Raw genomic sequence first — 24972 nt, forward strand, 5'->3', positions numbered from 1 at the left:
TAAGATTAGAACCTTTTACTCTAATATAGATTGATGGATTATTAGTAATGACCTTATTTATTGACGCTGATGCCTGCCCGGTGGCGATTCGGGAAATTCTTTTTCGTGCGGCACAGCGAAAGCAACTGCACCTGTACCTAGTGGCAAATCAGCGTATCCAAACCCCAGCGTCAAAGTTTATTCATATGGTGCAGGTGGGTAGTGGTTTTGACGTTGCTGATCATGAAATTGTCCGTCGTTGTGAAGCAAATGATTTAGTGATAACCAGTGATATTCCTTTGGCTTCTGAAGTAATAGATAAGGGCGCTAAGGCGTTGAGTCCCCGTGGCGAATTATTTACTCCTGACAATATCCGTCAACGACTGAATATTAGAGATTTCATGGATACTATGCGCAGTAGCGGCATTCAATCCGGAGGGCCGCCGCCATTATCTAACGTCGACCGAAAAAACTTTGCCGATCATTTAGATCGCTTATTAGCGGGGAGTTGAGTGTGGCCTTTTTTTCAGTACTGCCCGCTCTTCTCTGGATAACACTGATTTGGCTGTTCCCGGAATGGCTAACAGCGATACCCCTACCCGTTCCTGGTGCAGTGTCGGTTGCGTTAGGTATTGTCTTTTTGATTGCTGCTTTTTTCCGCCAATGGCATTGGTTTTACTGGTGTGCCTGGATTGGCGGCATTTACGCAACCATTCAGCTTGGTTTGCAACAGCCGCTGGCTGATAAAGAAGTGACCCGGCTGTATGATGCCCTTCCCGTATGGCTTTCGGTCAGTGCGTTGTTCTTAGCTTTTGTGAAAAAGCCGCTGTTGCTGAGCGGAAAAGGCGTAGTGACCGTTATTGTGATTGCAGGCGTATCGTTAACGTTGCTGATGCCGCCAGTGGCGCAGTTTTTTGCTTTATTAAGTCCGGTCGATGTTTTGACTTTGCCGGGTTGGGATGAGAGGTCATTTGCTATTGGTTTATTGCTCTGGACTGTTGCCATGGGAGGCATCTGGGCAACCTACCTACTTTATAAATCGGCTTCTGCCTATGCCTGGAGCCAGTGGGCTGCCTGGCTTGCATTTATGGTGTTTTTACTCTTAGTAGAGCAACCGCAGGCTTCGACTTGGGCAGCGCTGGCGGCGGCAATGGGATTATTGCTGGCACTGGCTGATCAAATGCTGCAGTTGGCTTATATTGATGAGTTAACTGGGCTTCCGCAGCGAAGAGCGCTTGTGGGTCAACTGCAGCACCTGCGCAAACGCAGTGCTGTTTGTATGCTCGATGTCGACCACTTTAAAAAGTTTAATGACCGTTATGGGCATGAGGTGGGCGATCAGGTGCTTCGATTATTAGGGCGTATTCTGAAAAGCCATGGAGGCTTTAGAGCGTACCGTTATGGTGGCGAAGAGTTTACTCTCGTGTTTTCGCACAATGACGAGGCGAAACTGAAAAGTGCGCTAGAAAGCGTGCGCAGTGAGGTGGCTAATTACCCGTTAAAACTACGTGAGCCCTCACGGCCGGCAAGCCAAAGTAAAGGAAAAGAGAAGCGGGGCAAAAAGGATGAAGGCAAAGCGGTTAAGGTCACGATAAGTTTAGGGGCGACATTAAAAGCGTTTGATGACACAGCGGACAGCATTCTGAAACGAGCGGATGAAAATCTTTACGCGGCAAAGAAAGCGGGGCGTAACCGGCTTGTTCTTAAGCCGTAGCGATCTAAAATAAAAAATCTACGTTAATAATGATGTTGTTTTAAATCATAAGGGCGCTAATGACTTACATTAAAGAAACCATCGAAAAATTAAAACAAACCAGTCCTGCTCAGGTCGAGTTTTATCAAGCGGTAGAAGATGTACTCGAGTCGATAGAGCCATTATTGGAAGAACGACCTAAATACCGGGAGCACGCCATTATTGAGCGATTAGTTGAGCCCGAGCGACAAATTATGTTTCGCGTTCCCTGGATGGACGACGATGGCAATATTCAGGTGAATAAAGGCTACCGGGTAGAGTTCAACTCTGCGCTAGGTCCCTACAAAGGTGGTTTACGTTTTCATCCGAGCGTGAATGCCGGGATTGTTAAGTTTCTCGGTTTTGAACAAATTTTTAAGAACGCCCTGACCGGTTTGCCAATTGGTGGCGGTAAAGGTGGCGCTAACTTTGATCCTAAAGGAAAGTCTGACGCGGAGATCATGCGTTTTTGCCAGTCATTTATGAGTGAATTGTATCGTCACATTGGACCAAATACGGACGTACCGGCTGGCGACATCGGTGTTGGTTCACGAGAAATTGGTTACTTGTTTGGTCAATATAAACGTCTGGCAAACCGTTTTGACGGCGTGCTGACTGGCAAAAGCGTACTTTGGGGCGGCTCACATGCGCGCAAAGAAGCGACGGGGTATGGCGCCGTCTATTTTGCGCAGTGCATGATGGATGATAAAGGCGACTCACTGGAAGGTAAGCGTTGTTTAGTTTCCGGTTCCGGCAATGTCGCTATTTACGCTATGGAGAAGCTGTATGACCTGGGAGCCAAGCCTGTTTGCTGTACTGACTCCAGCGGAACCATTTACCATGAACAGGGAATTGACCTGGATTTGGTTAAGCGCATTAAAGAACAACAGCAAGGCCGCTTGAAGGAATACCTCGAAACCCACAGTAACGCAGAATATACTTCCAGAGATGATTACCCAAAAGATGGTCATACAGTGTGGCGTTACAAAGCCGATTTAGCTTTCCCGTGTGCAACGCAAAATGAATTGACTGAGAAAGACGCACAGTCGCTTTTAGAAAATGGCTGTAAATGCATTGTGGAAGGGGCGAATATGCCGTCAACACAGGCTGCGGTCGATCTTTTCATTGAAAGCGGTGTTGCTTACGGACCAGGCAAAGCAGCTAATGCAGGTGGTGTTGCGACCAGTCAGCTGGAAATGGTGCAAAACGCTAGTATGCTGCGTTGGGACTTTGAAGAAGTGGATGAAAAGCTCAAAGCCATTATGCGCAATATTTACCATGATGCGAAACGTACTGCTGAAGATTTCGGGCATCCTTCGAATTTAGTTCTTGGTGCCAATATTGCCGGCTTCCGAAAAGTGGCTGATGCAATGATAGAGCAGGGCATAGTGTGACGTGTGAGGCCTGACTATTTAGGCCTTTACCTGCAAACGCCTAAAATAGCCCGTTAGTCGCAAAAGTGCTTTAGTGCCGACCATAATCAAGGCATGCTCAGTGATAAATAACTGGGGGATAAAGCATGAGAAAATTATTTCTGACGGGCGTTGCTGTGCCTTTAATTTTGGCAGGTTGCGCCAACGTTGAAACAACGCCAACGCTGGCAGAAACTTTGGAGACTGGTGGTGCGCTAAAACCTGAGCAACAACACCTTAACCTTGAAAAAGCCAATCTGTTTTTTGATATACGTCCTGAAAACCGTGAGGTAAAAGGAAAAACAGAGCTGGTGCTGTCAGTAAGTGAAAAACAGTCAAACTTCCTGCTCAACTTCGACAATAACTATCAAATTTCAGAATTCTCCATAAATAACCATGAAACAACAAATTATACTCACAGAAATGGAGAAATCCGTTTTACGCTTGAGCAACCATTAACTGTTGGTGAAGAACTAAAAGTCGCGATTGAATATAAAGGGCAGCCGCACGTTGCGGTGAACCCACCGTGGGATGGCGGCTATGTATGGGATGAGACCGAAACTGGAAAGCCGTGGATTGCGACTGCGGTTCAGGGGGAAGGTTGTGATTTAATCTGGCCTTGTATTGACCATCCAAAATTTGAAGCCGGGCAAACCGATATTGTCGTCCGGGTGCCTAAAGGGTTGGTTGCCGCCAGTAACGGCCGGTTGGTTGAAAGCAGCGAAGGTGACGACTGGTCACAGTACCACTGGCGCAGTGAGCAGCCACAAAACAATTATGGTATTGCGTTAAATGTTGGTCCGTACGAAGTTCTGAGAGATACCTACCACAGCCGTTATGGTCACGAATACCCTTTGGTTTTTTACTATTTGGAAGGAAAGAAAGACAAAGCGAAAAAGCTATTTGATGAGTTTTCGAAGCAACTCGATTTCTATGAAGACGTCATTGGCCCATACCCTTTTTACAAGGAGAAAATGGGCGTGGTCGAAACACCGCATCTTGGCATGGAGCATCAAACCATCAATGCCTATGGGCAGGAGTATAAAGCAGGGAAGTATAATTTTGACTGGTTACTCCACCACGAACTGGCTCATGAGTGGTTTGGGAACCAGGTTACCAACACCGATTGGGATCATATGTGGCTGCACGAAGGATTCGGCGCTTATATGCAGCCATTGTATGGACAATATCTGCACGGTGATTTTGCCTACCACGGGATGATGTATGAGACTCGCATCGGGTTGCGTAACGAACATCCGGTGGTATCTAATAAGCCAATGTCAGAAGATGACGTTTATAAAGAAGACCGTGGGCCGGGTAGCGACATTTATCAAAAAGGTGCCTGGATACTGCATACTTTGCGGCATCTCATTGGTGATGATGACTTCTTTGCGGCGACCCGAAAGCTGGTGTATCAAACAACGAACCCGAAACCCGGCAACTTTGAACCTCACTTCGCTGACACTCAATATTTTATTGATGCTATCAACGAGCAAACAGGAAAGGACTACACGTGGTTTTTTAAACATTACCTGTACACCGCTGCGTTGCCGGAGCTTGTGGCAGAAAGAGAAGGTAATCAGTTACGTTTGCATTGGAAAACCTTTAATGAGGCGCCGTTTGAATTGCCGGTAGAGGTTAAAGTAGGGGATTCCATTGTAACCGTTGTTGTTGGTAAAACACCGGTACAAGTTGAGTTACCGACAGCCCGAACACACTACATACTCGATCCTTTGCATAAAATTTTAAAGCAAGCAGACTATTTGGATGAGTACGCGAAAGAACAGCGTGAACAGGAATGAAGAAACTCTAAGGCGACTTCTTGTGGAGTAAAAAAAACGGCCAAGGGCTTTAGCGGTACTTAAAAGCTCTTGGCTTTTTTAGTCAACAATTGAATGGCATCGTTGTTAACGTTGGCAGACTGTGCATTTAATACCACCACTGCTTTTGAACCATCCAGGTAAAAACCGACAAAGCTGCTGAAACCTCCCGTTTGACCGTTATGCCACGCATAGGGCTTCCCACTTTCGTCTTTGCTAATAAGCCAGGCTAAGGCCTGTTGGCAACAACCTTCAATGGTTTTTTGGGGCGTAAGTAACTGCTCAACTGTGGGATTATTTTCCGCACTTTTCTGCATTAATAATTTAGCGTAACTGGTCATATCATCCAGAGTAGAAACAATAGCGCCTGCGCCGGCCAGAGACTGAAAATGCCAGTGGGGGACGACGTTCCCTAGTACATCATGTCCTTCTGCTAACGCTTCAGGGCTATGCCTTTTGCTGATAGCGACATAACTGTCGGACATAGAAAATGGCTCAAAGACTTTATCCTTTAGCAGTTCCGGAAAAGGTTTTTCGGCTTGTGTAGCGAGTAGCTCAGCCAGTAAACCGTAGCCAAAATTGGAATATTGATAGTCTTTCGGGCCAGGTTCTGTGTTTGAAACGGCATCTTTTAACTCGGGTTGACCATAATGGGCATAGGGGTCGGTTTGAACTGCGGTATCGAGTAAGTTCTCCGGTAGCCGTGGAAGCCCGCTATGGTGGGTTGCCAAATCACCCAGAGTGAGTGTGCCGGGGGCCTCGGGCCAGAGCTGTCTGACAGAGGTGTCCAGTGTTAATTGCCCTTGTGTAATGGCATTAGCCAGCAGGTAAGCGACCATCGTTTTTGTCACTGAGCCAATTTCGTAGAGCGTATGTTTATTATGTTGACCATAGAAATGCGTTTTAACTCGATCTGGGTAGATGATAGCCACTGACGCGCCATAATCACCCAGCTTAGGATCGACGGGCTTGGCTTGTTTATCGCCTGGACTGGCTTTTTTTAACGTTAGTGAAAACTCCTGTCCCTGAGTAAAAGTACCGCTATAGCCCTGGGCCGTCTTTTTACCCGTAAAGCTCGCCTGAATCATGGGGGATTTAAAGCTCAGAGCACTGTCATCGATGCTCACATCGGTTAGCGGAATGCCGAAACTCTGTTGTGCGGGGCTGTCTAAAGTCGCAATATAGCCATCATGAATCACGGCGACATTAACACGCAACGGAAGACTGGAGTTTGCGCTAACGGGTAAATCCCCTTGATAGGTTGCCTCGTAGGTAAGGCGGTTCTTGTCCTCTTGAGTGAGCTTATGCAAAGTAATGCTGCGCTCTTTACCTTGGGTAAAAGTGCCTTTTAACTGGCCGTTCTCGAGCTGTCCCTGATAGCTGGCATTTAAGTTTTGGTCCGTAAATTTGACTGTTTCGCCAGAAAGAGAAAATGTCGTCGGTTGGTGATTAAACATACCCTGATTAGGGCTGTCTAACGTCAATTGTCCATTATCAATCGTAATGCCCAGAGCGATACTCACGTCATCCTGCAACAGCAACTCGCCGCGCCAGATTCCGTTCAGCTTGTCCTTATATTCTTCTGCCTGTAAGGAGTGGTGGCATAAAGCTGCCACCACTATTGTTGAGTAAATAAACCACTTAATGACGGTTTTCATTTTAGTTCCTCATGGATTAATTACTGCTTTTCCATCTCCTGTTGAAATTCGGCCAGGTCAGAAATGACGGTTTGATTGGGGATGTCAGCGTAAGGTTGCTCTGCAAACTTGGTGCCGCGTAATTGTACCGAAATACGCGCGGCATCAGGGTTTAGCATGGTTTGCTGGTAAAACGCTTTAGCATCCTCTAATGTCAGGCCTTCAACCGCCTCAATCAATTGCTCTTTGCTGTTGAACTCAAAGCGATGAAGCTTTAAATCTGCCAACAAAGGCGAGACTTCTTCGTCAAGATTCTTAGGCTTCTCTTTTAGGGTGATTAACGTACTTTGTTTAATCTGCTCGAATTCTTCCGGGCTCATTTCCTGCAAGTCTTTCCAGTATTCTTGTTTGAACAGAGTAAAACGTTCTTGCATCTCAGCGACACTTTTTACTGGTGTCTGAATGTACAGCCCAAAGCCAGCAAAATGGTCAAGGCTTGGTGCAAAGGCTCCGACCGCATAGGCGAGTTGCTCTTCAGTACGCAGAGTGTCAAATGCTGCCGTACGGAAGTCACTTTGCAGTACAGTTCCCGCGGCTAGGTTCTCAAACCCTGGCTGAGGGTGGAAGTGAGCATCAACCAATGCGACATCAGCTACGTCCAAATCACGGCGAAGTACAATTGACTTGCCTGGTTCAGGTTTCCAGTAATGCGCCCGCTCAAAATCAGTTACTTTACGATTATCCGGCAAGCTGGTTTGTATACGGTTAAGCGACTCTTTTAAATCTTCCTGATTGTAATTACCAAACGCGAACACACGAATATCGTTATGGCTTAGTAACTTATCCATAAATTCGGTTAAATCGCCCGGGCGCAGGGATTGGGCTGTTTGAATGAGATCGCTCTTACCAAAGCCGCCCTCTTTTATTAGCTGACTGTAAGCATCAAAGCCTTGGTAAATTGGGAATTGCTGGCCTTTATTCTGCAGCTCTCTAATGTAGCGGTTAACGGCCTGATTAAAGGCTTGTTCTTCAACTGTGAAGCTTAAGTTGTTAACCGCGCGCTCCAACAATTGTGGCTGTTTATCAGTAAAGCCTGAGACTTGAAGATTAAGCCCCACATTGTCCGTCAAGCTAAGGTTCATACCCGCAATGTTCGCTTCGGTATCTAATGCGCTATTGTTCAGGTTGTACAGGTCGCGCCAGATAGCGGTTAGAACATTCGCTTTTATATCCTCAATGGGTAAAGGATTATTTATCTCAATACTGAAAACACCGCGAGGCTGTTCACTGTATACCTGACTCGGATATTGCCATACTTGAATGCCGTTTTCTTCGAGGACCACCTGTGGCTTATCAAAGGCTTTATTTTGCTTAATAGCGAAGCTTTCAGGCAATAATGTATTAACTTTAGGTAAGTTAATTGCCATTTCAGGTTGGTTGTCCCAACTGGCAATTTCGTCCTGAGGAATATCTACGACTTTGTACTTGCCTTCATAATAGTCAAGTTGACTGTCATGTGGTTCGTCCTGACTAATGTACCAAACCCGGAGTCTTTCTGATGTCAGCTGAGAAAGCACAGAGCGAATCGCTTCAGGATTAAACTCCTGGTATTCGTAAGGAGCACTTATGGCGTACTTAGCAGGGTAATTTTGCATTGCTTCGGCTAAGTTAGAAACGTAGCCAAACTCATCGCCTTTTTCCAGAAAACGAAAACGGTTGTTGAGGCTGGTTTGTATCTCTTTAAAGTATTTCTCATCAACGCCTTTCGCCCGAACTTTATCAGTGTATTGCATAATAAGTGCAACAATGTCATCGCGCTGTTTCATGCCAGCGTTGGTTAATTCAACGTCAACGGTCAGGGCACCGTAATTACCATAGAATGTCGGTTGAGCAGACACATTCAGGTTGGCAATAAGACCCGCCTCTTTCAATTTTTGTGCGGGGGTTCCCGGCATTTCAGAACCCAGCAAATAACTGACATACTGGTTGGGCTTAGCGGCAAACTGATCCTGATTATCGTTAATGATGAATTCTAACTTGAGCTGTTTAACGTCTTCATTTGGCACGTAGTGAATACGCTTACCACCAACGTCTTCAAAGTTAATTTCAGCGGTTACTTCGGGTTTATCAATACCATCGTCTTCAATGGTTGCGAAGTGCTTGCGGGCAAGCTTTTCCATTTCATCCAATGAACGATTGCTGATCATCGCAACTTTCATAATATTCGATGAATAATAGCGATTATAAAAGTCGACCGTTTCTTGATGCAGCTTACTGTTTTCTTTATCGCTCAGGCTTTCCAGGTTGCCGATAAGAAAACGGTTAGAAGGGTGCTTGCCAAGCAGCAAACGGCCTAATTTAAACTGACCAAAAAAGTCCATTTCACGACGCATGGACCACTCGGCGTTAACGGCGTTACGCTCTTTGTCAACGTATTCTGGGTAAAGCTTAGGCGCTTTAAAGAAGTCGGAAAAGCGGTCTAAACCTTCGTTGTAAGCGTCATTATTAACTTTAAACATGTAGTTGGTGATATCCAGCCAGGTGTATGCGTTCTGGCTGCCACCGTTATTGCTCATAAATTCGCTGTAACCGCTCGTGTCCGGGTACTTATCGGTACCCAAAAACAACATATGTTCCAGATAATGCGCCATACCCTGTTGTGTCTCAGGGTCTTGTAATAAGCCAACCCCCACGCTGAGAGAAGCTGCTGATTTATCGGTGTTCGGATCAGAAACCAGCATAATTTCAATGTTGTTATCTAAGGTCAGTACACGGTAGTCGCGCTGGTCGTTGGGGCTTTTGATTACGTCACCGGCTACAGCGGCTTGTTGGGCACTGGTTTCTTGACTGGTTTCAGTAACGGGCTGACTGCAGCCTGCTGTTAATAGTGCTGTACTTATCGCGCTAGCGAGTAATAGCTTTTTCATACATAGATTCCTTTTCACAGTTATAGAACCATCATACCGAGTGCTAGTGGGGTTGTTAAAGTACTTCTGTTAACTATTTGTTGACTAATTTGTAACAGATTGTGAGAGTAGCCTTACTGTTGCAAATACAAGGATGTTAAGCGGTGAAATGGCTTATATCGTTAATGGCATTACTAGTGATAACTGGCTGTACTTCCCCTACGGTGTTTTTAACTACCGAGCGATTAGCGAAAGAGGACCGAGCGGAATTGATAACGGTATTATCACAGAGTGGCTTTCAGGTTGAACCCACTATAGGAGTCAGGATCCCTGAAGCATTTCCCGATGTTGTTGTCGCCACAAATCCGGCTAACGAAAATCCGGACTTTTTTAGTAAACTTGAGCGTATTATTCAGCAGCAAAGTCTTGCTCCCGTCAGCTATCAAAAACTTTATCAGCAAAAGCATTATTATAAGGGGCGTGATGTTGGTCTATACGTCAGGGGTAATGAGCCAGAACTGCGGCTACCGCCGGTGCTTCGCGGAGATGAAGATACCTGTAATGGGCAGCGGATTATTCTTGAGTTTATCAATAAAAATAAACTTAAGATTGACGTTGAGGGCGAGGAAATCATTTCTTATACAGCAGATTACCGTACCGTTCTGCCTAATACGGTCTACGCTAATTTAGAAAGTGTCGACAACACTGTTAAGTTCAAACTTTCTCAAGTGTCCGTAGAGACGTATGCGGGCATGAGAACCGCTGACAAACTGGTGGTGACAAGTAACGGGAACTCAATACTGCCTATAGGCTGTGAATTTATGATTATTCATTACTAACCACGACGCTAAAGGCTCTGAACATGTCTATTTTGCTGATTGTCAAAACCCTGGGGCTCTTTTTTATTACGGCGATTGCTGAAATCGTGGGCTGTTATTTACCTTATCTGTGGTTAAAAAAAGACGGAAGCGTCTGGTTATTGATTCCGGCTGCAATCAGCTTAGCGTTATTTGCCTGGCTGCTTACTCTGCATCCGGCAGAGAGCGGGCGGGTGTATGCCGCTTACGGGGGTGTTTATGTGGTGACCGCACTCTTGTGGCTTAAAGCTGTGGAAGGAGCTTCGTTGTCGATCTATGACGCCGTGGGGGCAGCTTTTACGTTAACAGGCATGGCGATTATAGCCGCAGGCTGGAATCATTAGTGAAGGCAATAAAAAAGGGAGCTTTATGCTCCCTTTTAAAGATTGAATTCAAAGCAAACAGGAATTAATAAATGAACGCTGTTGTAACGCGTTCAGCTTCAATTTCCAGAGACTCAACTAAATTATTACTGAATTCACCGGAAACCGAGACATAATCGCCTTTCTCAATCTGCTGAAAGCCCTTTTTATCCAGTGGGTTGTAATCCATGCCTGAAACATCAATGGTCCACTGCTGGATTCCGTTGTCTATGGTGAATTCTTCTTCGGCGTTGTTGACAGACGAGACTGTGCCATTAAGGTCAACGATATTGGTGGTATCCATTGCAATAACATCGAGTGTTTTATTAGGTTCTCCGCTTTCTTCGTCAGCAGAGTTAGCATAAAAATACGTGCCCAGATCTTCTAAATAAACACTGGAGGCCTCTATTTTGGCATTTTCAGCAAAGTCGTCGTCAACTTCGCCGTAAACCGTAACGTTATCGCCTTCAATTAAGCCGTGACCTTCTTCTTCAAACCACTCCCAGTCATCCATTTCAACGGTAATTTGGCCATCACCGTAATCCAGCATGAAAGACGAAGGGTTGGTTTCAATGGCTGTGCCTGATACCGATATCCAGGTTTGATCGGGCTTGTTTTCGAAGTTTTGAGCGGCCACTGAAATACTCAGGGCTAAAGTAGAAAGTGCTAATGTTGTGCGTAACATAATCTATCTCCTCGCTATTCGATTTGCTTGGAATGTTATGTACTACTTTTTTACGGCTCTAATTCAAAAAAAGATTAAAATGACCTCTTTTCTTTTATCGACCGAGAGAGGCTCAAGGAGTTCCAAAAACGTCTTTGATTTTCCCAGTCGTCTCTTGCTTGCTCAATTTTAGTATAGATCCAGAAGATGGAAACCGACACTGCAGCGAGTAGCCTGTTTTTTCTGAGCAACAGAGCCATACTCGCGCAGAAACAAGAAAGTGAGGAGCTATATGAGGTATGTGGGAGACTTAATGCCCTCTGAACACGCACAGAGGGCTTTCTACACGATCACTTAAGAGTAACAAACTCCTCAGCACTAGTAGGATGCAGCGCAACGGTCGAATCTAAATCAGATTTCGTGGCACCCATTTTCAACGCAACGGCAAAGCCTTGCAGTATTTCGTCCATGCCTTCGCCAATACCGTGAATACCAACAACTTTTTCTTCCTGACCGTGACACACCAGCTTAAAGTAACTGAGCGCACGATGCGGAGTAACGGCATTGTACATTGCCGCGAACGACGATTTGTACACGGTAATATTATCCTCACCGTATTTTAGCTTGGCGTCTTCTTCACTCAAGCCAACGGTACCAATAGTTGGGTGGCTGAACACGACGGTTGGGATGTTTTCGAAATCCATATGCGCGTTGGGCATGTTATTAAACAGGCGCTCAGCCAGCAAACGTCCGGCTTTTATGGCGACAGGGGTCAGTGCGGCAGCACCGGTATTGTCCCCCACAGCGTAAATGCCTTGCACATTCGTATTCTGGAACTTATCAACGTTGATGAAGCCTTCGCTATCCAAGTCTACACCTGTGCATTCCAGATTAATTTTATCAGTCGAGGGTATACGGCCTATCGCCCAGACTAAGCAGTCTACACCGTCCATCGACTGACCGTTTTCAAAGTGCAACGTTAGCGTACCGTCGTCCTGTTTAATAACTTCGTTCACGGTTGTCTCGGTGTGAAGCTCAGGACCATCTTGCTTCATGCGTTCCAGTAAGCCGTCGGTAAGGTCTTTATCGAAGTTACGCAGCGGGCGGTCACGGCGAACCATCAAGTGTGTGTCGGTACCTAACGCGTGGAAAACACCTGCAATTTCAACCGCAATGTATCCGGCTCCAACAACGGCCGCTTTTTTCGGTTGCTCATTAAGAGCGAAAAAACCATCTGAGTCAATACCATGCTCTGCACCAGGAATATCAGGGATCAAAGGGCGTCCGCCCGTCGCGATGGTAATATGGTCGGCAGTAATGTTTTCGCCATTGACCTCAACAGTGCGGTGATCGACAAATTTGGCAAAACCTTCGATAAATTCAACGCCATTACCTTGAAAGCCGCGGTGGTAGCCGCCGTGAATACGCTCAATGTAGGCTTCGCGGTTTTTCACCATGGTGGCCCAGTCAAATCCTTTTTGCTCCACATCGAAGCCATAAGAAGGAGAATACTTTATCGCTTCAGCAATATGAGCGCCGTACCACATGACTTTCTTAGGAACGCAGCCCACGTTGACGCAAGTACCACCCACGGCTTTTGCTTCAATAACAGCGGCTTTTGCGCCGCGTATAGCGGCCCGGTTGGCTGAGGCAATACCGCCACTGCCGGCCCCTATAGCGAGATAGTCATAATGTCTGCTCATACTGCTTAACTCCTGTACTTAATTCAAAACTGCGGATATCTTGAATAAAAACCCCGTATCTTGCAAATAAAGACACGGGGTTGTCATGTTTTTTATACCGATAGCGGTAATCGAAAGATCAGTACCTAGTCTTGTACTGAGTCTCCACCGGCCGGCAAATTCTCTTTAACAAACTCCGTCATCATAGTGCGCAAGTGCAGGGTTGTGCCTTCACCTTCGTAAATGCCATGAGAGCGGTTTGGATAAGCAAAAAACTCAAATTGCTTACCGTGTTTGATGAGTTCGTTGACCAGACGCTCGCTGCCCTGGAAGTGCACGTTATCGTCACCGGTGCCATGAATCAGTAGCAAGTCGCCTTCTAGGTTTTCTGCATGGGTAATGGCTGAAGTTTCTTCATAACGCTCTGCCGACTCAGGCAGCAAACCCGAATAGCGCTCCTGATAAATTGTGTCGTACAGCGTTAAGTCCGGTACCGGTGCTAGCGCCATGCCCATATCGTAGCTGTCCGGATAACGGAACAGCGCATTCAGGGTTTGCGAACCACCACCGCTATGCCCCCAAATTCCTACGCGGTCTTCGTCAATGAACTCCCAGCGCTCCAGCATTTGCTGAAGAGCATCGTATTGGTCGCGGACAGTAACAACACCCAGGTTTTTATAGATAGACCGGCGCCACTCGAAACCACGTGGTGATTTGGTTCCGCGGTTATCAATAGACGCTACAATATAGCCTTGCTGGGTTAACATGGTGTGCCATAAGTACAGTGAACCGCCCCAGCGATTCGCAACGGTCTGACCCCAGGGTTCGCCATAGACATAAAACAAAATGGGGTATTCTTTATTAGGGTCAAAATTGGTTGGCTTCATGATGTAGCCGTCCAGCTTTAAACCATCGCGAGCTTCAACACGGAAAAACTCCACCGGCTGTTTTTCTACTTGCTCGACAGCTTGTTGTACCTCAGCGTTATCTATAACGGTCCGAATTGTTTTGTGATCCGGAAGCGAAATCATGGTAGTGACAGGAACCTGATCAACAGAACTGAAAGAGTGCTCCGCGTATTGGGCATCCTCAGAAATGCTGTAACTATGGGTGCCAGCTACATCCGGTGTCAGACGCTCCAGGCGGCCGCTGCCATCAAGGCTTGCACGGAACAAGTAACGTTCCAACGGTGTTTTAGGTGACGCAATAAAATAAACCCAGCCTCCTTCTTCATTAACACGCAGTACTTCCACTACATCCCAGTTGCCCCGGGTAATAGCGGTTACTCTGCCGGTATCACGGTGAACTTTGTAGATATGACGGTAGCCACTGCGCTCACTTAACCAGGTAAATTCGCGTCCGTTATTTAAGAAGTGAACGTCGTCGACATATTCTGCCCAGGAGTCCGTCGTTTCTCGAAGCAATTCCTGGCTGCGCCCGGTCTCAATGTTACTGATAAAGACGCGGTTAATATGTTGCTTGCGGGTCAGCTGTTGAATGAGAAGTTGCTCGCTATTACCAGCCCAGTCCATGCGAACCAGATAATGTTGGCGTGGATCGCCGGGAATATCCATCCATTGCGTTTCGCCACCGCTGACCGGCACAACACCTATACGCATTGCTGCGTTGGTTTCACCCACTTTAGGGTAAGGAAACTGCTTTAACGTTGGGTACAGTTCTTCGGTGTTATTGATCATAGTGAATACTGGTGTACCTTCGGTATCCAGTTGCCAATAGGCAATTCGCTTACCGTTGGGGCTCCAGCGGAAGCCATCACGCAGCGAAAACTCTTCTTCGTTTACCCAGTCGAAAGTTCCGTTAACAATGGTATCGTTTCCATCGCTGGTCAGGGCAGTAATAGTAAAGGTACTCAGGTCCTGCACATAAATATTATTTTGCATGACAAAAGCGACTTTGGTGCCTTGCGGATTAAACTTGGCAAACTGCAAAGTTGACGCTGGCGCATCTCCGCCCAACTGGCGCAATTGATCCGTTTTACGGTTCAATACCCAGTAATCTCCCAGTGTATGGGTACGCCAGGAGCGCTTGGTGTTGGTAAAAATTAAGACCTTGCTGTCGTCGTCTGACCATACGTAGTCAGCTATGTGGAGGGCTTTGTCTTTTCCTTCGGGTGTCAGCTGCTCAGCACTTACGAGAACCGTGCGCTCATTGGTTTCTGGATGATAGCGGACAATATCGCGACCATCGGTTGAGTCAGACGGTTCTAATGTAGTGTAACCGGAGCCATCTTCTAACCAACGAGTGGGGGCCGGGCGATTAATGTTAAATGCATCACTGGCAAAAATTTTCTCGGGTGTTAACTGGCTGCTGCCTGTCATTTGAGGTTCTTCAGCATCACCGGCTGTTTGTGTTCCAGTTAGGCTGCTGCAGGCGCTTAGTGTGATGAGGGCAGTGAAACCTGCCAACAGGCGCAAAGAACGAAAAGTGGTGTCATGCATGACATTTACCTTTATTCTGATTTATTGACCACCCGATAATACCGTAAAAAACTCAGGAAACCACATAAGCCTGGTTGAAGATGAGACGAAAGTCCCAATATCTGCTGTAAGCGTTTCGAAAAATTGAGGTAAAAATGAGCCGTAACCCGCTATTAGAACAAGGGCAATTGCCAGATTTTGAACAGATTAAACCTGAACATATCCAACCCGCTGTTGAAGCAAGCATAAAGCAAGCACGCCAAACCATTGATGAGGTGCTGATGCGTGGTGATTTCAGCTGGGACGGACTGATTGAACCCTTAACCGACGCGGATGAAAAGCTTGAACATGTTTGGGCACCGGTTTCACATTTGAACTCTGTCGTGAGCTCGGCAGAACTGCGCGAAGCTCACGACAGCTGCCTGCCGCTACTGTCTGACTACGCCACTTATGTGGGTCAGCACAAAGGCTTATTTGATGCCTATCAAGCACTGCGCAGCAGCGATGAGTTTGACGGGCTGACTGAAGCCCAGCAGAAATTAATTAACGACACCCTGCGAGATTTCCGCTTGTCGGGTGTGGATTTACCTGAAGAGAAAAAGAAGCGCTATGCGGAGATTTCCTCGCGACTCTCTGATTTGTCGTCAACCTTTAGCAATAATTTGCTGGATGCGACTCATGCCTGGACATGCCACCTTACTGACGAAAGCCGCTTAGCCGGCCTGCCGGACAGTATTAAGGAAGCAGCTAAAGAGACCGCAGCGGATCAGGATAAGGACGGTTGGCTATTTACTTTAGACATTCCCAGCTATCTCCCGGTGATGCTTTACGCGGAAGACCGAGAGCTGCGAAAGGAAATGTATCAGGCTTTTGTCACGAGAGCCTCTGAGACCGGCCCCAATGGGGGCGAGTTCGATAACTCTGAGGTGATGGATGAGACTCTGGCATTGCGCCATGAAATGGCTCGGCTGCTTGGTTTTAACAATTTTTCTGAAATGTCGCTGGCAACAAAAATGGCGGAGTCACCGGAGCAGGTATTAGATTTCGTGCAGGATTTGGCGGATAAGTCGAAGTCACAGGCTAAAGCTGAGTACGCTGAAATTGAAACCTTTGCTGCAGAGCAAGGCGTTAAGGAAATGGAAGCTTGGGATGTACCGTACTTTAGTGAGCAATTGAAGCAGCAACGCTACTCAATTTCCGATGAATTACTGCGTCCTTACTTCCCTGAACAGCAAGTATTGAATGGTTTGTTTGAAGTGGTTAAGCGTTTGTTCGGTATGACTGTGAGCGAACAAAAAGACGTAAACACCTGGCATGATCATGTGCGTTTTTTCCGTATTCACGACGCTGATGGTCACTTGCGTGGCAGCTTCTATTTAGATTTGTACGCCCGGTCGGGGAAACGGGGCGGCGCCTGGATGGCTGATTTTGTTGGTCGCCGGGTTCATGCCAACGGTACCCTGCAAAATCCGGTGGCATTCTTGACCTGTAATTTCAGTAAACCGGTGGGTGGTAAGCCTGCTCTCTTTACTCACGACGAAGTGCTGACTTTGTTCCATGAGTTTGGTCATGGTTTGCACCATATGTTGACCCAAGTGGACACGGCCGGTCTTTCCGGCATTAACGGAGTAGAGTGGGATGCCGTAGAACTGCCTAGCCAATTTCTGGAAAACTGGTGTTGGGAGCCAGAGGCTTTAGCGCTCATATCGGGGCACTATGAAACGGGCGACCCGTTACCTCAGGAGTTGCTGGATAAAATGCTGGCCGCTCGTAACTTCCAGTCGGCTATGCAAATGATGCGACAGCTCGAGTTCTCGCTTTTTGATATGCGTATACATCATGAGTTCGATGAAAATAAAGGGGCACGCATTGGTGAAATACTGAGTGAGGTTCGTAAACAGACTTCCGTGCGGATCCCTCCGCAATACAACCGTTTCCAGCACAGCTTCGGTCATATTTTTGCCGGTGGCTATGCGGCAGGTTACTACAGCTACAAATGGGCTGAAGTGCTGTCATCCGATGCATTCGCGCGCTTTGAAGAAGAAGGTATATTTAGTGCCGCGACCGGACGAGACTTTTTGCACGTTATTCTGGAACGTGGTGGTAGTCGGAAAGCTGCGGATTTGTTTCGTGAATTCCGTGGACGTGAGCCAAGCGTGGAACCCTTGTTAAGACATAGCGGTATAGCTGTAGCCTGACGTTTACGTCAGGTTAGCTATCGCACCTGACATGAATGTCAGGCTACGGTGGGGCGTCAGGCCGCGTTCGCCATGACCAGATTCACAAGACCAACTAAGCCAAGTACAAACAAAATCGTAAGAATGACGCCAATGATGATGTAAGCTTTGGGGCTTCCATGCTGAAAGTCACGTTGGCGATTTTTCTCTGTCTGCACACCTAAAAAAGCAGCCAGAACACTCACCACCATAGTAATAATTCCCGGCTTAGGGGTTTTATTCTCGGAAGACTCGGACATTACTCTGTGTATTCGTTTTGGTAACGATTTTTGCTGCTCTCGCCTGAACTTGAAATGAGTTCAACCAAGTCAAAAAAGTGGAATTGTACAGAACGGCTATCGCCTTTAAGCCAGCTAAACCAAGTGACTTGTCCAGCGGCTAGCTGACATTGAGCAGCGTTATTGCTTTGTTCCGCCTCGGTCAGTAATTGCTGGCAGCGTTGAGTGGCATTCTGTTGAGAAATAAGGGACGACGGGCTCACTAGTGCAAATGCGATAAACGCAGTGAGTGCTACTGATGTTATTATAGTGAGTGCTCGCATGATGTCTCCCCAAACGCTAGATTGACTAATTTATCAGCGATTTTGTAAAAATTCTAGTCATTAAAGTGAATTTTTTTGTCGGGGGTTAACTGCTACAATAACCGTTCTTTGAGACAGGTCGGGAAAACGAACGATGAAACCATTAATTGCGCCCTCTATATTGTCGGCAGACTTTGCTCGCTTAGGCGAAGAAGTGGACGCTGTATTAAGTGCCGGAGCTGACGTTGTGCACTTCGATGTTATGGACAATCATTATGTTCCTAATTTGACGATTGGGCCTATGGTTTGTAAAGCGTTGAGAGATTACGGCATAACAGCCCCAATTGATGTGCACTTAATGGTGAAACCAGTCGATCGTATTATTCCCGACTTTGCAGAAGCGGGCGCTTCTATTATCACTTTTCATCCCGAAGCGTCTGAACACGTCGATCGTACCTTACAGATTATTCACGAGCACGGCTGCCAGGCAGGGTTGGTCTTAAATCCGGCAACACCGTTGCATTGCCTCGATTACGTTATGGATAAGGTTGATGTCATTCTACTAATGTCAGTTAACCCCGGTTTTGGGGGGCAGTCATTTATTCCATCGACTCTGGATAAGCTGAGAGCTGTGCGGAAACTTATAAAAGACAGTGGCCGCGATATCAGGCTGGAAGTGGATGGTGGTGTGAAAGTTTCAAATATTGGTGAGATTGCGGAAGCCGGTGCGGACATGTTCGTCGCTGGTTCAGCGATTTTTAATACGGATGATTACGCCAGTGTCATCCAGACAATGCGCGATGAAATCGCTGCGGTAACAGGTTCGTAGAGGAAAAAGAATGTCAAAACCAATCGTATTAAGTGGTTGTCAGCCGTCGGGACAGTTGTCTATTGGTAATTATATTGGTGCGTTACGTCAGTGGGTCAATATGCAGGATACCCATGACTGCAAGTTTATGTTGGTGGATCAACATGCAATCACCGTTCGCCAGGAACCTGAAAAATTGCAGCAGGCGACATTAGATGGTCTGGCTTTGTATTTGGCGTGTGGCCTGGACCCACAAAAGAGCACCGTTTTTATTCAGTCCCATGTGCCAGAGCATACTCAGCTGGCCTGGGTTCTCAATTGCTACACGCAGATGGGTGAACTGAATCGGATGACTCAGTTTAAAGACAAATCTCAGCGTCATGCCAATAATATTAATGCGGGTTTGTTTACTTACCCTGCACTGATGGCTGCGGATATTCTGTTGTATCAGGCAAACGAAGTGCCAGTAGGCGATGACCAAAAACAACATTTGGAAATGACACGTAATGTCGCTGAGCGCTTTAACAATCTGTATGGTGATATTTTCACAATTCCAGAGCCTATGATTCCAAAAGTGGGTGCTCGGGTCATGTCGCTGCAAGAGCCAACTAAAAAAATGTCAAAATCTGACGACAACCCAAATAATTTTGTGGGCCTATTGGAAGAGCCGAAGAAAGTTATAAAGAAAATCAAAAAAGCCGTTACCGACTCCGATGAACAGGCACGTATTTATTTTAATCCGGAAGAAAAACCCGGCGTTTCAAATTTGCTCAGTATTATGTCCGCTGCTACCGGCAAGGCGATAGATGAACTTGTGCCGGGCTATGAAGATAAAATGTACGGGCATTTAAAAGGCGATGTGGCGGAATCTGTGGTTGCGATGCTGGAACCCATTCAGCAGCGGTATCACGAAATGCGCAATGATCAGGCCTTCTTGCAACAAGTTATGAAGCAGGGAGCTGATAAAGCCCGTGAAGCGTCAGCAAAAACCTTGTCAGATGTCTATCGTGCGGTGGGTTTTGTCCCTTACCCGGAGTAGAAATAACGATGGTGAATGAGTCTCAAAAAAAGTGCGAAAAGGAGTTGCTAACCAGTGTTGAAACCATGGCGAACATTGGTAGCTTTTGGTACGAACCTGCTTCTGAGCACTTATACTGGAGCCGCCAGTTAAGAGAGATTCATGGCTTGGCTGATGATGAGCCCATTACCTATGAAAAGGCTATGGCGTTTCATCTGCCGGAGTATCGGGAAAACATAAAGCAGCTTGTTGCACAAAGTCTGGAGTCCAATAGAAGTTGGTCCGCGGAGAGCTGCCTGGAAGACACCGAGGGTCATATTCACTGGGTTACCATTACGGGGGTAACTAAGCAGTTAGAGAGTGGCGAAACGGTTCTCTTTGGTGCCATTCAGGATGTGACTGCAAAAAAGCATCGATTACAGCTGCTGCAAGAACAAAAAAATACGCTTCGCAGCACGTTAGATAATTTAATTGATGCTGTTATTACAATTGACAGTAAGGGTCTCATCACTCACTTTAGTGCACCTGCAGAGCGAATGTTTGGGTACAGTGAAGCCGAGATCAAAGGTCATAATGTCAGTCTTCTCATGCCGGAACCCTACGCCAGGGAGCACGATCATTATCTTGAAGCCTACCAGGAAACTGGGCGGGCACGCATTATTGGTATTGGCCGCGAAGTTCAGGCCAAACGCAAAAGCGGTGAGGTCTTCCCCATTGATTTAGCGGTTACAGAAGTGAGCCGTTCGGGAGAAGCCCAATACATAGGGGTGATACGAGATATTACCGAGCAAAAAGAGAATGCACGGAAGCTCGAATATTTAGCAAACTTCGATAAACAAACCGGCTTACCTAATCGACACCGCTTTTTGGATTTAGTTGAAAAACGTCTAGGGAGTCAGTTGCCCCTTGTCGTTGCCTCCATCAATATGGATTATTTTAATCGTGTTAACACGCTTCATGGCCATGAAGAGGGAGACCGTGTCATTCAACTAATCGCTCAGAGGTTACGGCAAGCTATTGGGGATTCTGGATGGATAGCCCGAGATCTCGGAGACAGATTTTGGGTTGGCGTTACTCAAGACTCCAAAGAGGCGGGTTTAGAGGTGATTAAACGGTTGCATGAGGCACTACGAAAACCATTTAAAACAACGTTACAGACACATTATTTAACGGCGAGTATTGGTGTTGGTCTGAGTGGCGGCGATGATAATGCGTCCGGACTACTGTCACTGGCTGATACAGCGACCTCAAATGCTCGTCACAAGGGCCGTGATCAGATTGCCGTTTATCGAGCTGAAATATCCGAGTCAGTTGTTGCTGACGCTAAGACAGAAGTCTCCTTAAGAGCGGCCTTAGGTAAAGGGCAATTCGAGTGTTGGCTGCAATCTAAGGTGAATGCTGAGGGTGGGACTTGTGGAGCAGAAGCGTTGATGCGCTGGCGTGACGACACAGGGCAAATTATTGCGCCCGATAAATTTATTCCAGTGGCGGAGCGTTACAAGCTAATTATTCCAATGGCTAGAGAGTTGCTTGTTCAGGTCGCCTGGGTGGTTAGCCAACTCGAAGAACGAGGGCTGGATGACAGAATTGCTGTGAATGTCAGTCCAGTTGAGTTTTTACAAGATGATTATGTTGAAACTGTGCAACGAGTCTTTGCTGAGTATGACGCGCCGTTGAATAAATTAACAATGGAAATCACCGAAAACTTACTATTGGCAGATGCCGAGAAAGTTCAGAAAACCATGTCGCGGCTTGCAGAGTTGGGCGTTGAGTTTTCTATTGATGATTTCGGAACTGGCTACTCGAACTTGATGCGAATTCAGCAATTACCCGTCGGTGAATTAAAAATAGACAGAGAGTTTGTGCAGCTTGCTGAAGTCAATGAAAAACATATGGGCTTACTATTGGCCATGTTGAATATGGCGGAGTCATTATCGGTTTCCTCCGTGGCTGAGGGAGTGGAAACCGCCGAGCAGGTGAAGTTGCTTAAAGAAAATGGTGTGGATTTATTGCAAGGGTTTTATTTTGCGCGGCCTGTGCATTTTAAGGATTGGTTGAGCGAGCGTTTGTCTCAGTAGCATGATTGTTCTAATTGATAACTTCGACTCGTTTACGCATAACCTGGCCCGATATTTTTGTGAATTGGGGCAAGAGGTTCAGGTTTTCCGTAATAATGAGGTAGAGGTTACTGACATAGAGACGATGGCTCCTGATGCCTTAGTTATATCGCCCGGCCCTTGCACGCCCGATGAATCGGGCATCTCCCTGGCTGCTATCGAACACTTTCAGGACAAACTGCCCATATTAGGCGTTTGCCTTGGTCACCAGGCTTTAGCCCAGGTGTTTGGTGCGGATGTTGTCAGAGCCGAAAAAGTGATGCACGGAAAAATTTCAGCTATTCAGCATACCGGAGAAGGGCTCTTTCGGCAGTTAAATAACCCCTTAGAAGTCACCCGTTACCACTCACTGGTGGTGTCTCCCGACACTTTATCAACAGATTTCATCATTGATGCCGATACAAAGACAACACAGGGTAACCGGGAAGTTATGGCAATACGGCATCGGCAACGGCCATTATTCGGTGTGCAATTTCATCCTGAGTCAGTGATGACAAACCAGGGACATCAGTTGTTAGCGAATTTTTTACGCTATATACGATAATTAGCAAATAGCATTTATGTCGTGATTTCAACATAATGCCGGCGCAGTTCAGTCAATATAGAGGTAGCATGTTCCACTTTTTTGCGGGTACGACAGAGGGCGGTAGTAATGATCCGGCCCTGCGTTTAGAAAAACGCTTTATCAATTATTTGATAAGCTTTCCATTCGCGCGCAAGGCCCGTTCCAAAGCTGATGGTACCGAGGAAGAAGAAAAGGAGCAACTGCGTCAGCTGTTAGATGTTGAGCGTTTGAATTACGAAGAGCGGGATCGTAAAGCTCAGGCCCGACAACGCTACGCCGATCGTGTTTCTGATGAGTTACACGAAGAAATTTATCACCGGGCGCTTAAAACGATAGACGACGGTGACTATATCCGCGAACGATTGATCCCATTACCTGAGAATTTACCTGAACTGCTCGATACCTTAAGTTTGAAAGCCGCATCTATGCGCCGTATAGAATCCGTAGTTCAGGGTATGGACTGGTTCCACACCGGGTTAATCCGTACGGTCAATCAACCCCCCTTTATTGACAGAAACAAACAAGTCAAAATTGATAACTTGCGGGTGGCGATGAGTTTCGTTGGTACAGAGAATCTACGATTACTTGCACCAGCTTACATTATGCAAAACTGGCTTCCTCCGGCCACACAGCCTTTTACCCTGTTTCGGCGTAAAGTCTGGGAGCACTCTCTGGGTACCGCTATTGCGTCACACAACATCGCGGTAGAGCGTAAGCTGCGTGACCCTGTTCTGGCCTATACCATCGGCATGTTTCATGAATTAGGGAAAATTGCTCTGACGAAGTTGTATTTGCGCCTGTTTGATGATGTACAGCGTGAATTTGCTATGCAGAGTGTTAACGACAAGTCACCTGAGCGTCACAACACCATTGTGAAGCTTGCGCCTGATGAACGCTTTTTACGCAACTTGATGCTGGAAAAAGATAAAGAGGTGAGCTATCTCGTGGCCGAAGGCTGGGGGCTGAAGCGAGTTCCGGTGAGTCAACATTTGTTGGCTTTTACGCAAAGCAAAAGTAATGAATATGAGTCGGAATACGCTGAAGCATTGGCGCAGGCAAATGCCTACTGTGAATTCAGGATGCTACGGGAAGTGGATCTGGCGAGCCTGGAAGAAGGTAAACACTTACTTAACAAGTATTCACTGACGGCAGACACGCTTGCACGACTGAACAATGTGAGCTTAAAACGGCCTCCTATCGTGGTACCCGATTAGCGTCAGCACTCAAATTCAGTATCGATTAATAAGTGATCGAAAACCTCGTTAATGTGTGCTTCTTCATCGGTAAAGCGCACTCCTACGCTGATCATCCCACGTTCCTTCCGCTGGTTCATGATTTGACCTGATAGCACCAGTAAATCTTTTTGCGAGCCCGACCCTATACCTACCTTGATATTCATGTGAGTAACGTTGCCAGCCTCGTTTGGTGCTGCTTTGAAAAGGATTCGGCACCCGGCAGAGGAAATATCGACAATAACACCGCTGGCTAACTTCTTTTTACTGTCTGTTTGACTGTTATCCGCAGTAACATCGACGGGAATGTGAGTACGAACTCGTTTTTTTGCCCGCAAAGCTCGGTTTTCCACTTGCTCAGGGTAGTCTAAATAAAGTAAGCGGAATGGAAAGTTCGTGACGGCACGAATTTTTGTTTTAAAGGCTATGCATTCGCCAGTCTCACCTTCTAAAACCAACCTGACAATAACCGGGTTGCCTTCAAAAAGTACATCAGCGTAACTGCCTTCGGTACGCGGATTGGGTTGCTTTAACACCAGATAGCGACCGGTATCAAAGCCGACTAGCTGAAGCTTTGTTCTTACTTTTGTTGCGGCAGCAAACTCCACGTCAATCATGTCGCCCGGACGCAAGTAGGAAAGTTTTAACTGCGGTTGAGAGGGAGATTCCAAAGTGGGGGTTTGTTTTTCCATAAAATACTCTATAGCCGAACGTTTATTCAGTTAACTCAGGCTAAGGCAACAGCCGGAATAGTGCAATGTAATTTTGCATAATTAAATGTTATTTGAGATGTAACAAATTGTTTCTTGTAAAAATTAATGACTAAAGATTCATGGTTTTCCTACGCATTGGCATAACTATTCGTATCTTATGCAAGAAAAGCGCGAGCCCCTGTTTTAAGCGATTTATAACGGAATTATCACAGACAAACTGAACAAAATTTGACATAATAGCTGGCTACTTAAAGAGACGAATTTGTTGACACC

20 protein-coding genes are annotated in these 24972 nt (G+C 46.5%); 12 read left to right on the forward strand and 8 right to left on the reverse strand.

Annotation, left to right across the window (positions count from 1 at the left end; all coding sequences use genetic code 11):
• Positions 1-47: 47 nt before the first annotated feature.
• The 4 genes from RBK99_RS10230 to RBK99_RS10245 all read left to right on the forward strand — a co-directional run bounded on the left by RBK99_RS10230 (position 48) and on the right by RBK99_RS10245 (position 4925).
• Entirely contained in the window at positions 48-491 is a 444-nt protein-coding gene (locus tag RBK99_RS10230) for a YaiI/YqxD family protein (RefSeq protein WP_317504507.1), read from the forward strand.
• Between the two features lie 2 nt (positions 492-493).
• Positions 494-1693 (forward strand): GGDEF domain-containing protein, encoded by a 1200-nt coding sequence (locus tag RBK99_RS10235; protein ID WP_317504508.1) that lies wholly within the window; start codon positions 494-496, stop codon positions 1691-1693.
• Between the two features lie 59 nt (positions 1694-1752).
• Positions 1753-3105, forward strand: coding sequence for an NADP-specific glutamate dehydrogenase (gene gdhA / locus RBK99_RS10240; RefSeq protein WP_317504509.1), 1353 nt, complete (start codon positions 1753-1755; stop codon positions 3103-3105).
• A 125-nt stretch (positions 3106-3230) separates the two neighbouring features.
• The gene (locus RBK99_RS10245; protein WP_317504510.1) at positions 3231-4925 is read left to right on the forward strand and encodes a M1 family metallopeptidase; all 1695 of its coding nucleotides are present in this window, start codon (positions 3231-3233) and stop codon (positions 4923-4925) included.
• 59 nt (positions 4926-4984) lie between these two features.
• Here RBK99_RS10245 and RBK99_RS10250 read toward each other — a convergent pair whose 3' ends face one another.
• Both RBK99_RS10250 and RBK99_RS10255 read right to left on the reverse strand, forming a co-directional pair.
• Positions 4985-6601, reverse strand: a complete 1617-nt coding sequence (locus tag RBK99_RS10250; protein ID WP_317504511.1) for a serine hydrolase domain-containing protein — start codon at positions 6599-6601, stop codon at positions 4985-4987.
• A gap of 20 nt (positions 6602-6621) precedes the next feature.
• Entirely contained in the window at positions 6622-9507 is a 2886-nt protein-coding gene (locus tag RBK99_RS10255) for an insulinase family protein (protein ID WP_317504512.1), read from the reverse strand.
• A gap of 143 nt (positions 9508-9650) precedes the next feature.
• Here RBK99_RS10255 and RBK99_RS10260 point away from each other — a divergent pair, with 143 nt between their 5' ends.
• Both RBK99_RS10260 and RBK99_RS10265 read left to right on the forward strand, forming a co-directional pair.
• Entirely contained in the window at positions 9651-10325 is a 675-nt protein-coding gene (locus RBK99_RS10260; protein ID WP_317504513.1) for a hypothetical protein, read from the forward strand.
• Positions 10326-10348: 23 nt separating this feature from the next.
• Entirely contained in the window at positions 10349-10687 is a 339-nt protein-coding gene (locus RBK99_RS10265; protein ID WP_317504514.1) for a YnfA family protein, read from the forward strand.
• Positions 10688-10751: 64 nt separating this feature from the next.
• On the opposite strand, the gene RBK99_RS10270 is transcribed toward RBK99_RS10265, so the two are convergent.
• From RBK99_RS10270 to RBK99_RS10280, 3 genes are all read right to left on the reverse strand, one after another.
• Complete coding sequence (locus RBK99_RS10270) at positions 10752-11390, reverse strand: DUF5666 domain-containing protein (RefSeq protein ID WP_317504515.1); 639 nt, start codon at positions 11388-11390, stop codon at positions 10752-10754.
• Between the two features lie 329 nt (positions 11391-11719).
• Positions 11720-13072 (reverse strand): glutathione-disulfide reductase, encoded by a 1353-nt coding sequence (gorA, locus tag RBK99_RS10275; RefSeq protein WP_317504516.1) that lies wholly within the window; start codon positions 13070-13072, stop codon positions 11720-11722.
• A 125-nt stretch (positions 13073-13197) separates the two neighbouring features.
• A complete protein-coding gene (locus RBK99_RS10280) occupies positions 13198-15510 on the reverse strand; it encodes a S9 family peptidase (protein ID WP_317504517.1) in 2313 nt (770 codons plus the stop codon).
• 134 nt (positions 15511-15644) lie between these two features.
• On the opposite strand from RBK99_RS10280, the gene prlC reads away from it, so the two are divergent.
• Positions 15645-17687: an oligopeptidase A gene (gene prlC, locus RBK99_RS10285; RefSeq protein WP_317504518.1), complete on the forward strand. Its 2043-nt coding sequence runs from the start codon at positions 15645-15647 to the stop codon at positions 17685-17687.
• 56 nt (positions 17688-17743) lie between these two features.
• Here prlC and RBK99_RS10290 read toward each other — a convergent pair whose 3' ends face one another.
• Together RBK99_RS10290 and RBK99_RS10295 are read right to left on the reverse strand one after the other, a co-directional pair.
• Positions 17744-17965: a DUF2970 domain-containing protein gene (locus tag RBK99_RS10290; protein ID WP_317504519.1), complete on the reverse strand. Its 222-nt coding sequence runs from the start codon at positions 17963-17965 to the stop codon at positions 17744-17746.
• Positions 17965-18267: a hypothetical protein gene (locus RBK99_RS10295; RefSeq protein WP_317504520.1), complete on the reverse strand. Its 303-nt coding sequence runs from the start codon at positions 18265-18267 to the stop codon at positions 17965-17967. Before RBK99_RS10295 ends, RBK99_RS10290 begins: the two co-directional genes overlap by 1 nt.
• Positions 18268-18400: 133 nt before the next feature.
• Between RBK99_RS10295 and rpe the strand changes: the two genes are divergently transcribed.
• From rpe to RBK99_RS10320, 5 genes are all read left to right on the forward strand, one after another.
• The gene (rpe, locus tag RBK99_RS10300; RefSeq protein WP_317504521.1) at positions 18401-19075 is read left to right on the forward strand and encodes a ribulose-phosphate 3-epimerase; all 675 of its coding nucleotides are present in this window, start codon (positions 18401-18403) and stop codon (positions 19073-19075) included.
• Between the two features lie 10 nt (positions 19076-19085).
• Entirely contained in the window at positions 19086-20093 is a 1008-nt protein-coding gene (gene trpS, locus RBK99_RS10305) for a tryptophan--tRNA ligase (protein ID WP_317504522.1), read from the forward strand.
• Between the two features lie 8 nt (positions 20094-20101).
• The gene (locus RBK99_RS10310; RefSeq protein ID WP_317504523.1) at positions 20102-22150 is read left to right on the forward strand and encodes a putative bifunctional diguanylate cyclase/phosphodiesterase; all 2049 of its coding nucleotides are present in this window, start codon (positions 20102-20104) and stop codon (positions 22148-22150) included.
• A gap of 1 nt (position 22151) precedes the next feature.
• Positions 22152-22733 (forward strand): anthranilate synthase component II, encoded by a 582-nt coding sequence (locus RBK99_RS10315; RefSeq protein ID WP_317504524.1) that lies wholly within the window; start codon positions 22152-22154, stop codon positions 22731-22733.
• Positions 22734-22801: 68 nt separating this feature from the next.
• Entirely contained in the window at positions 22802-23968 is a 1167-nt protein-coding gene (locus RBK99_RS10320) for an HDOD domain-containing protein (protein ID WP_317504525.1), read from the forward strand.
• 2 nt (positions 23969-23970) lie between these two features.
• On the opposite strand, the gene RBK99_RS10325 is transcribed toward RBK99_RS10320, so the two are convergent.
• Positions 23971-24678, reverse strand: coding sequence for a flagellar brake domain-containing protein (locus tag RBK99_RS10325; RefSeq protein ID WP_317504526.1), 708 nt, complete (start codon positions 24676-24678; stop codon positions 23971-23973).
• Between the last annotated feature and the right edge of the window lie 294 nt (positions 24679-24972).

Origin of the sequence: Idiomarina solivarensis, assembly GCF_033052755.1 — a bacterium.
Lineage (GTDB): Bacteria > Pseudomonadota > Gammaproteobacteria > Enterobacterales > Alteromonadaceae > Idiomarina.

Bases quoted from the DNA above. Each gene is read 5' to 3' on its own strand.
- prlC (WP_317504518.1), top strand. From the start codon at position 15,645: ATGAGCCGTAACCCGCTATTAGAACAAGGGCAATTGCCAGATTTTGAA.
- RBK99_RS10255 (WP_317504512.1), bottom strand. From the start codon at position 9,507: ATGAAAAAGCTATTACTCGCTAGCGCGATAAGTACAGCACTATTAACA.
- RBK99_RS10230 (WP_317504507.1), top strand. From the start codon at position 48: ATGACCTTATTTATTGACGCTGATGCCTGCCCGGTGGCGATTCGGGAA.
- RBK99_RS10245 (WP_317504510.1), top strand. From the start codon at position 3,231: ATGAGAAAATTATTTCTGACGGGCGTTGCTGTGCCTTTAATTTTGGCA.
- rpe (WP_317504521.1), top strand. From the start codon at position 18,401: ATGAAACCATTAATTGCGCCCTCTATATTGTCGGCAGACTTTGCTCGC.
- RBK99_RS10295 (WP_317504520.1), bottom strand. From the start codon at position 18,267: ATGCGAGCACTCACTATAATAACATCAGTAGCACTCACTGCGTTTATC.
- RBK99_RS10280 (WP_317504517.1), bottom strand. From the start codon at position 15,510: ATGCATGACACCACTTTTCGTTCTTTGCGCCTGTTGGCAGGTTTCACT.
- RBK99_RS10315 (WP_317504524.1), top strand. From the start codon at position 22,152: ATGATTGTTCTAATTGATAACTTCGACTCGTTTACGCATAACCTGGCC.
- RBK99_RS10250 (WP_317504511.1), bottom strand. From the start codon at position 6,601: ATGAAAACCGTCATTAAGTGGTTTATTTACTCAACAATAGTGGTGGCA.
- RBK99_RS10265 (WP_317504514.1), top strand. From the start codon at position 10,349: ATGTCTATTTTGCTGATTGTCAAAACCCTGGGGCTCTTTTTTATTACG.
- trpS (WP_317504522.1), top strand. From the start codon at position 19,086: ATGTCAAAACCAATCGTATTAAGTGGTTGTCAGCCGTCGGGACAGTTG.
- RBK99_RS10320 (WP_317504525.1), top strand. From the start codon at position 22,802: ATGTTCCACTTTTTTGCGGGTACGACAGAGGGCGGTAGTAATGATCCG.
- gdhA (WP_317504509.1), top strand. From the start codon at position 1,753: ATGACTTACATTAAAGAAACCATCGAAAAATTAAAACAAACCAGTCCT.
- gorA (WP_317504516.1), bottom strand. From the start codon at position 13,072: ATGAGCAGACATTATGACTATCTCGCTATAGGGGCCGGCAGTGGCGGT.
- RBK99_RS10310 (WP_317504523.1), top strand. From the start codon at position 20,102: ATGGTGAATGAGTCTCAAAAAAAGTGCGAAAAGGAGTTGCTAACCAGT.
- RBK99_RS10290 (WP_317504519.1), bottom strand. From the start codon at position 17,965: ATGTCCGAGTCTTCCGAGAATAAAACCCCTAAGCCGGGAATTATTACT.
- RBK99_RS10325 (WP_317504526.1), bottom strand. From the start codon at position 24,678: ATGGAAAAACAAACCCCCACTTTGGAATCTCCCTCTCAACCGCAGTTA.
- RBK99_RS10270 (WP_317504515.1), bottom strand. From the start codon at position 11,390: ATGTTACGCACAACATTAGCACTTTCTACTTTAGCCCTGAGTATTTCA.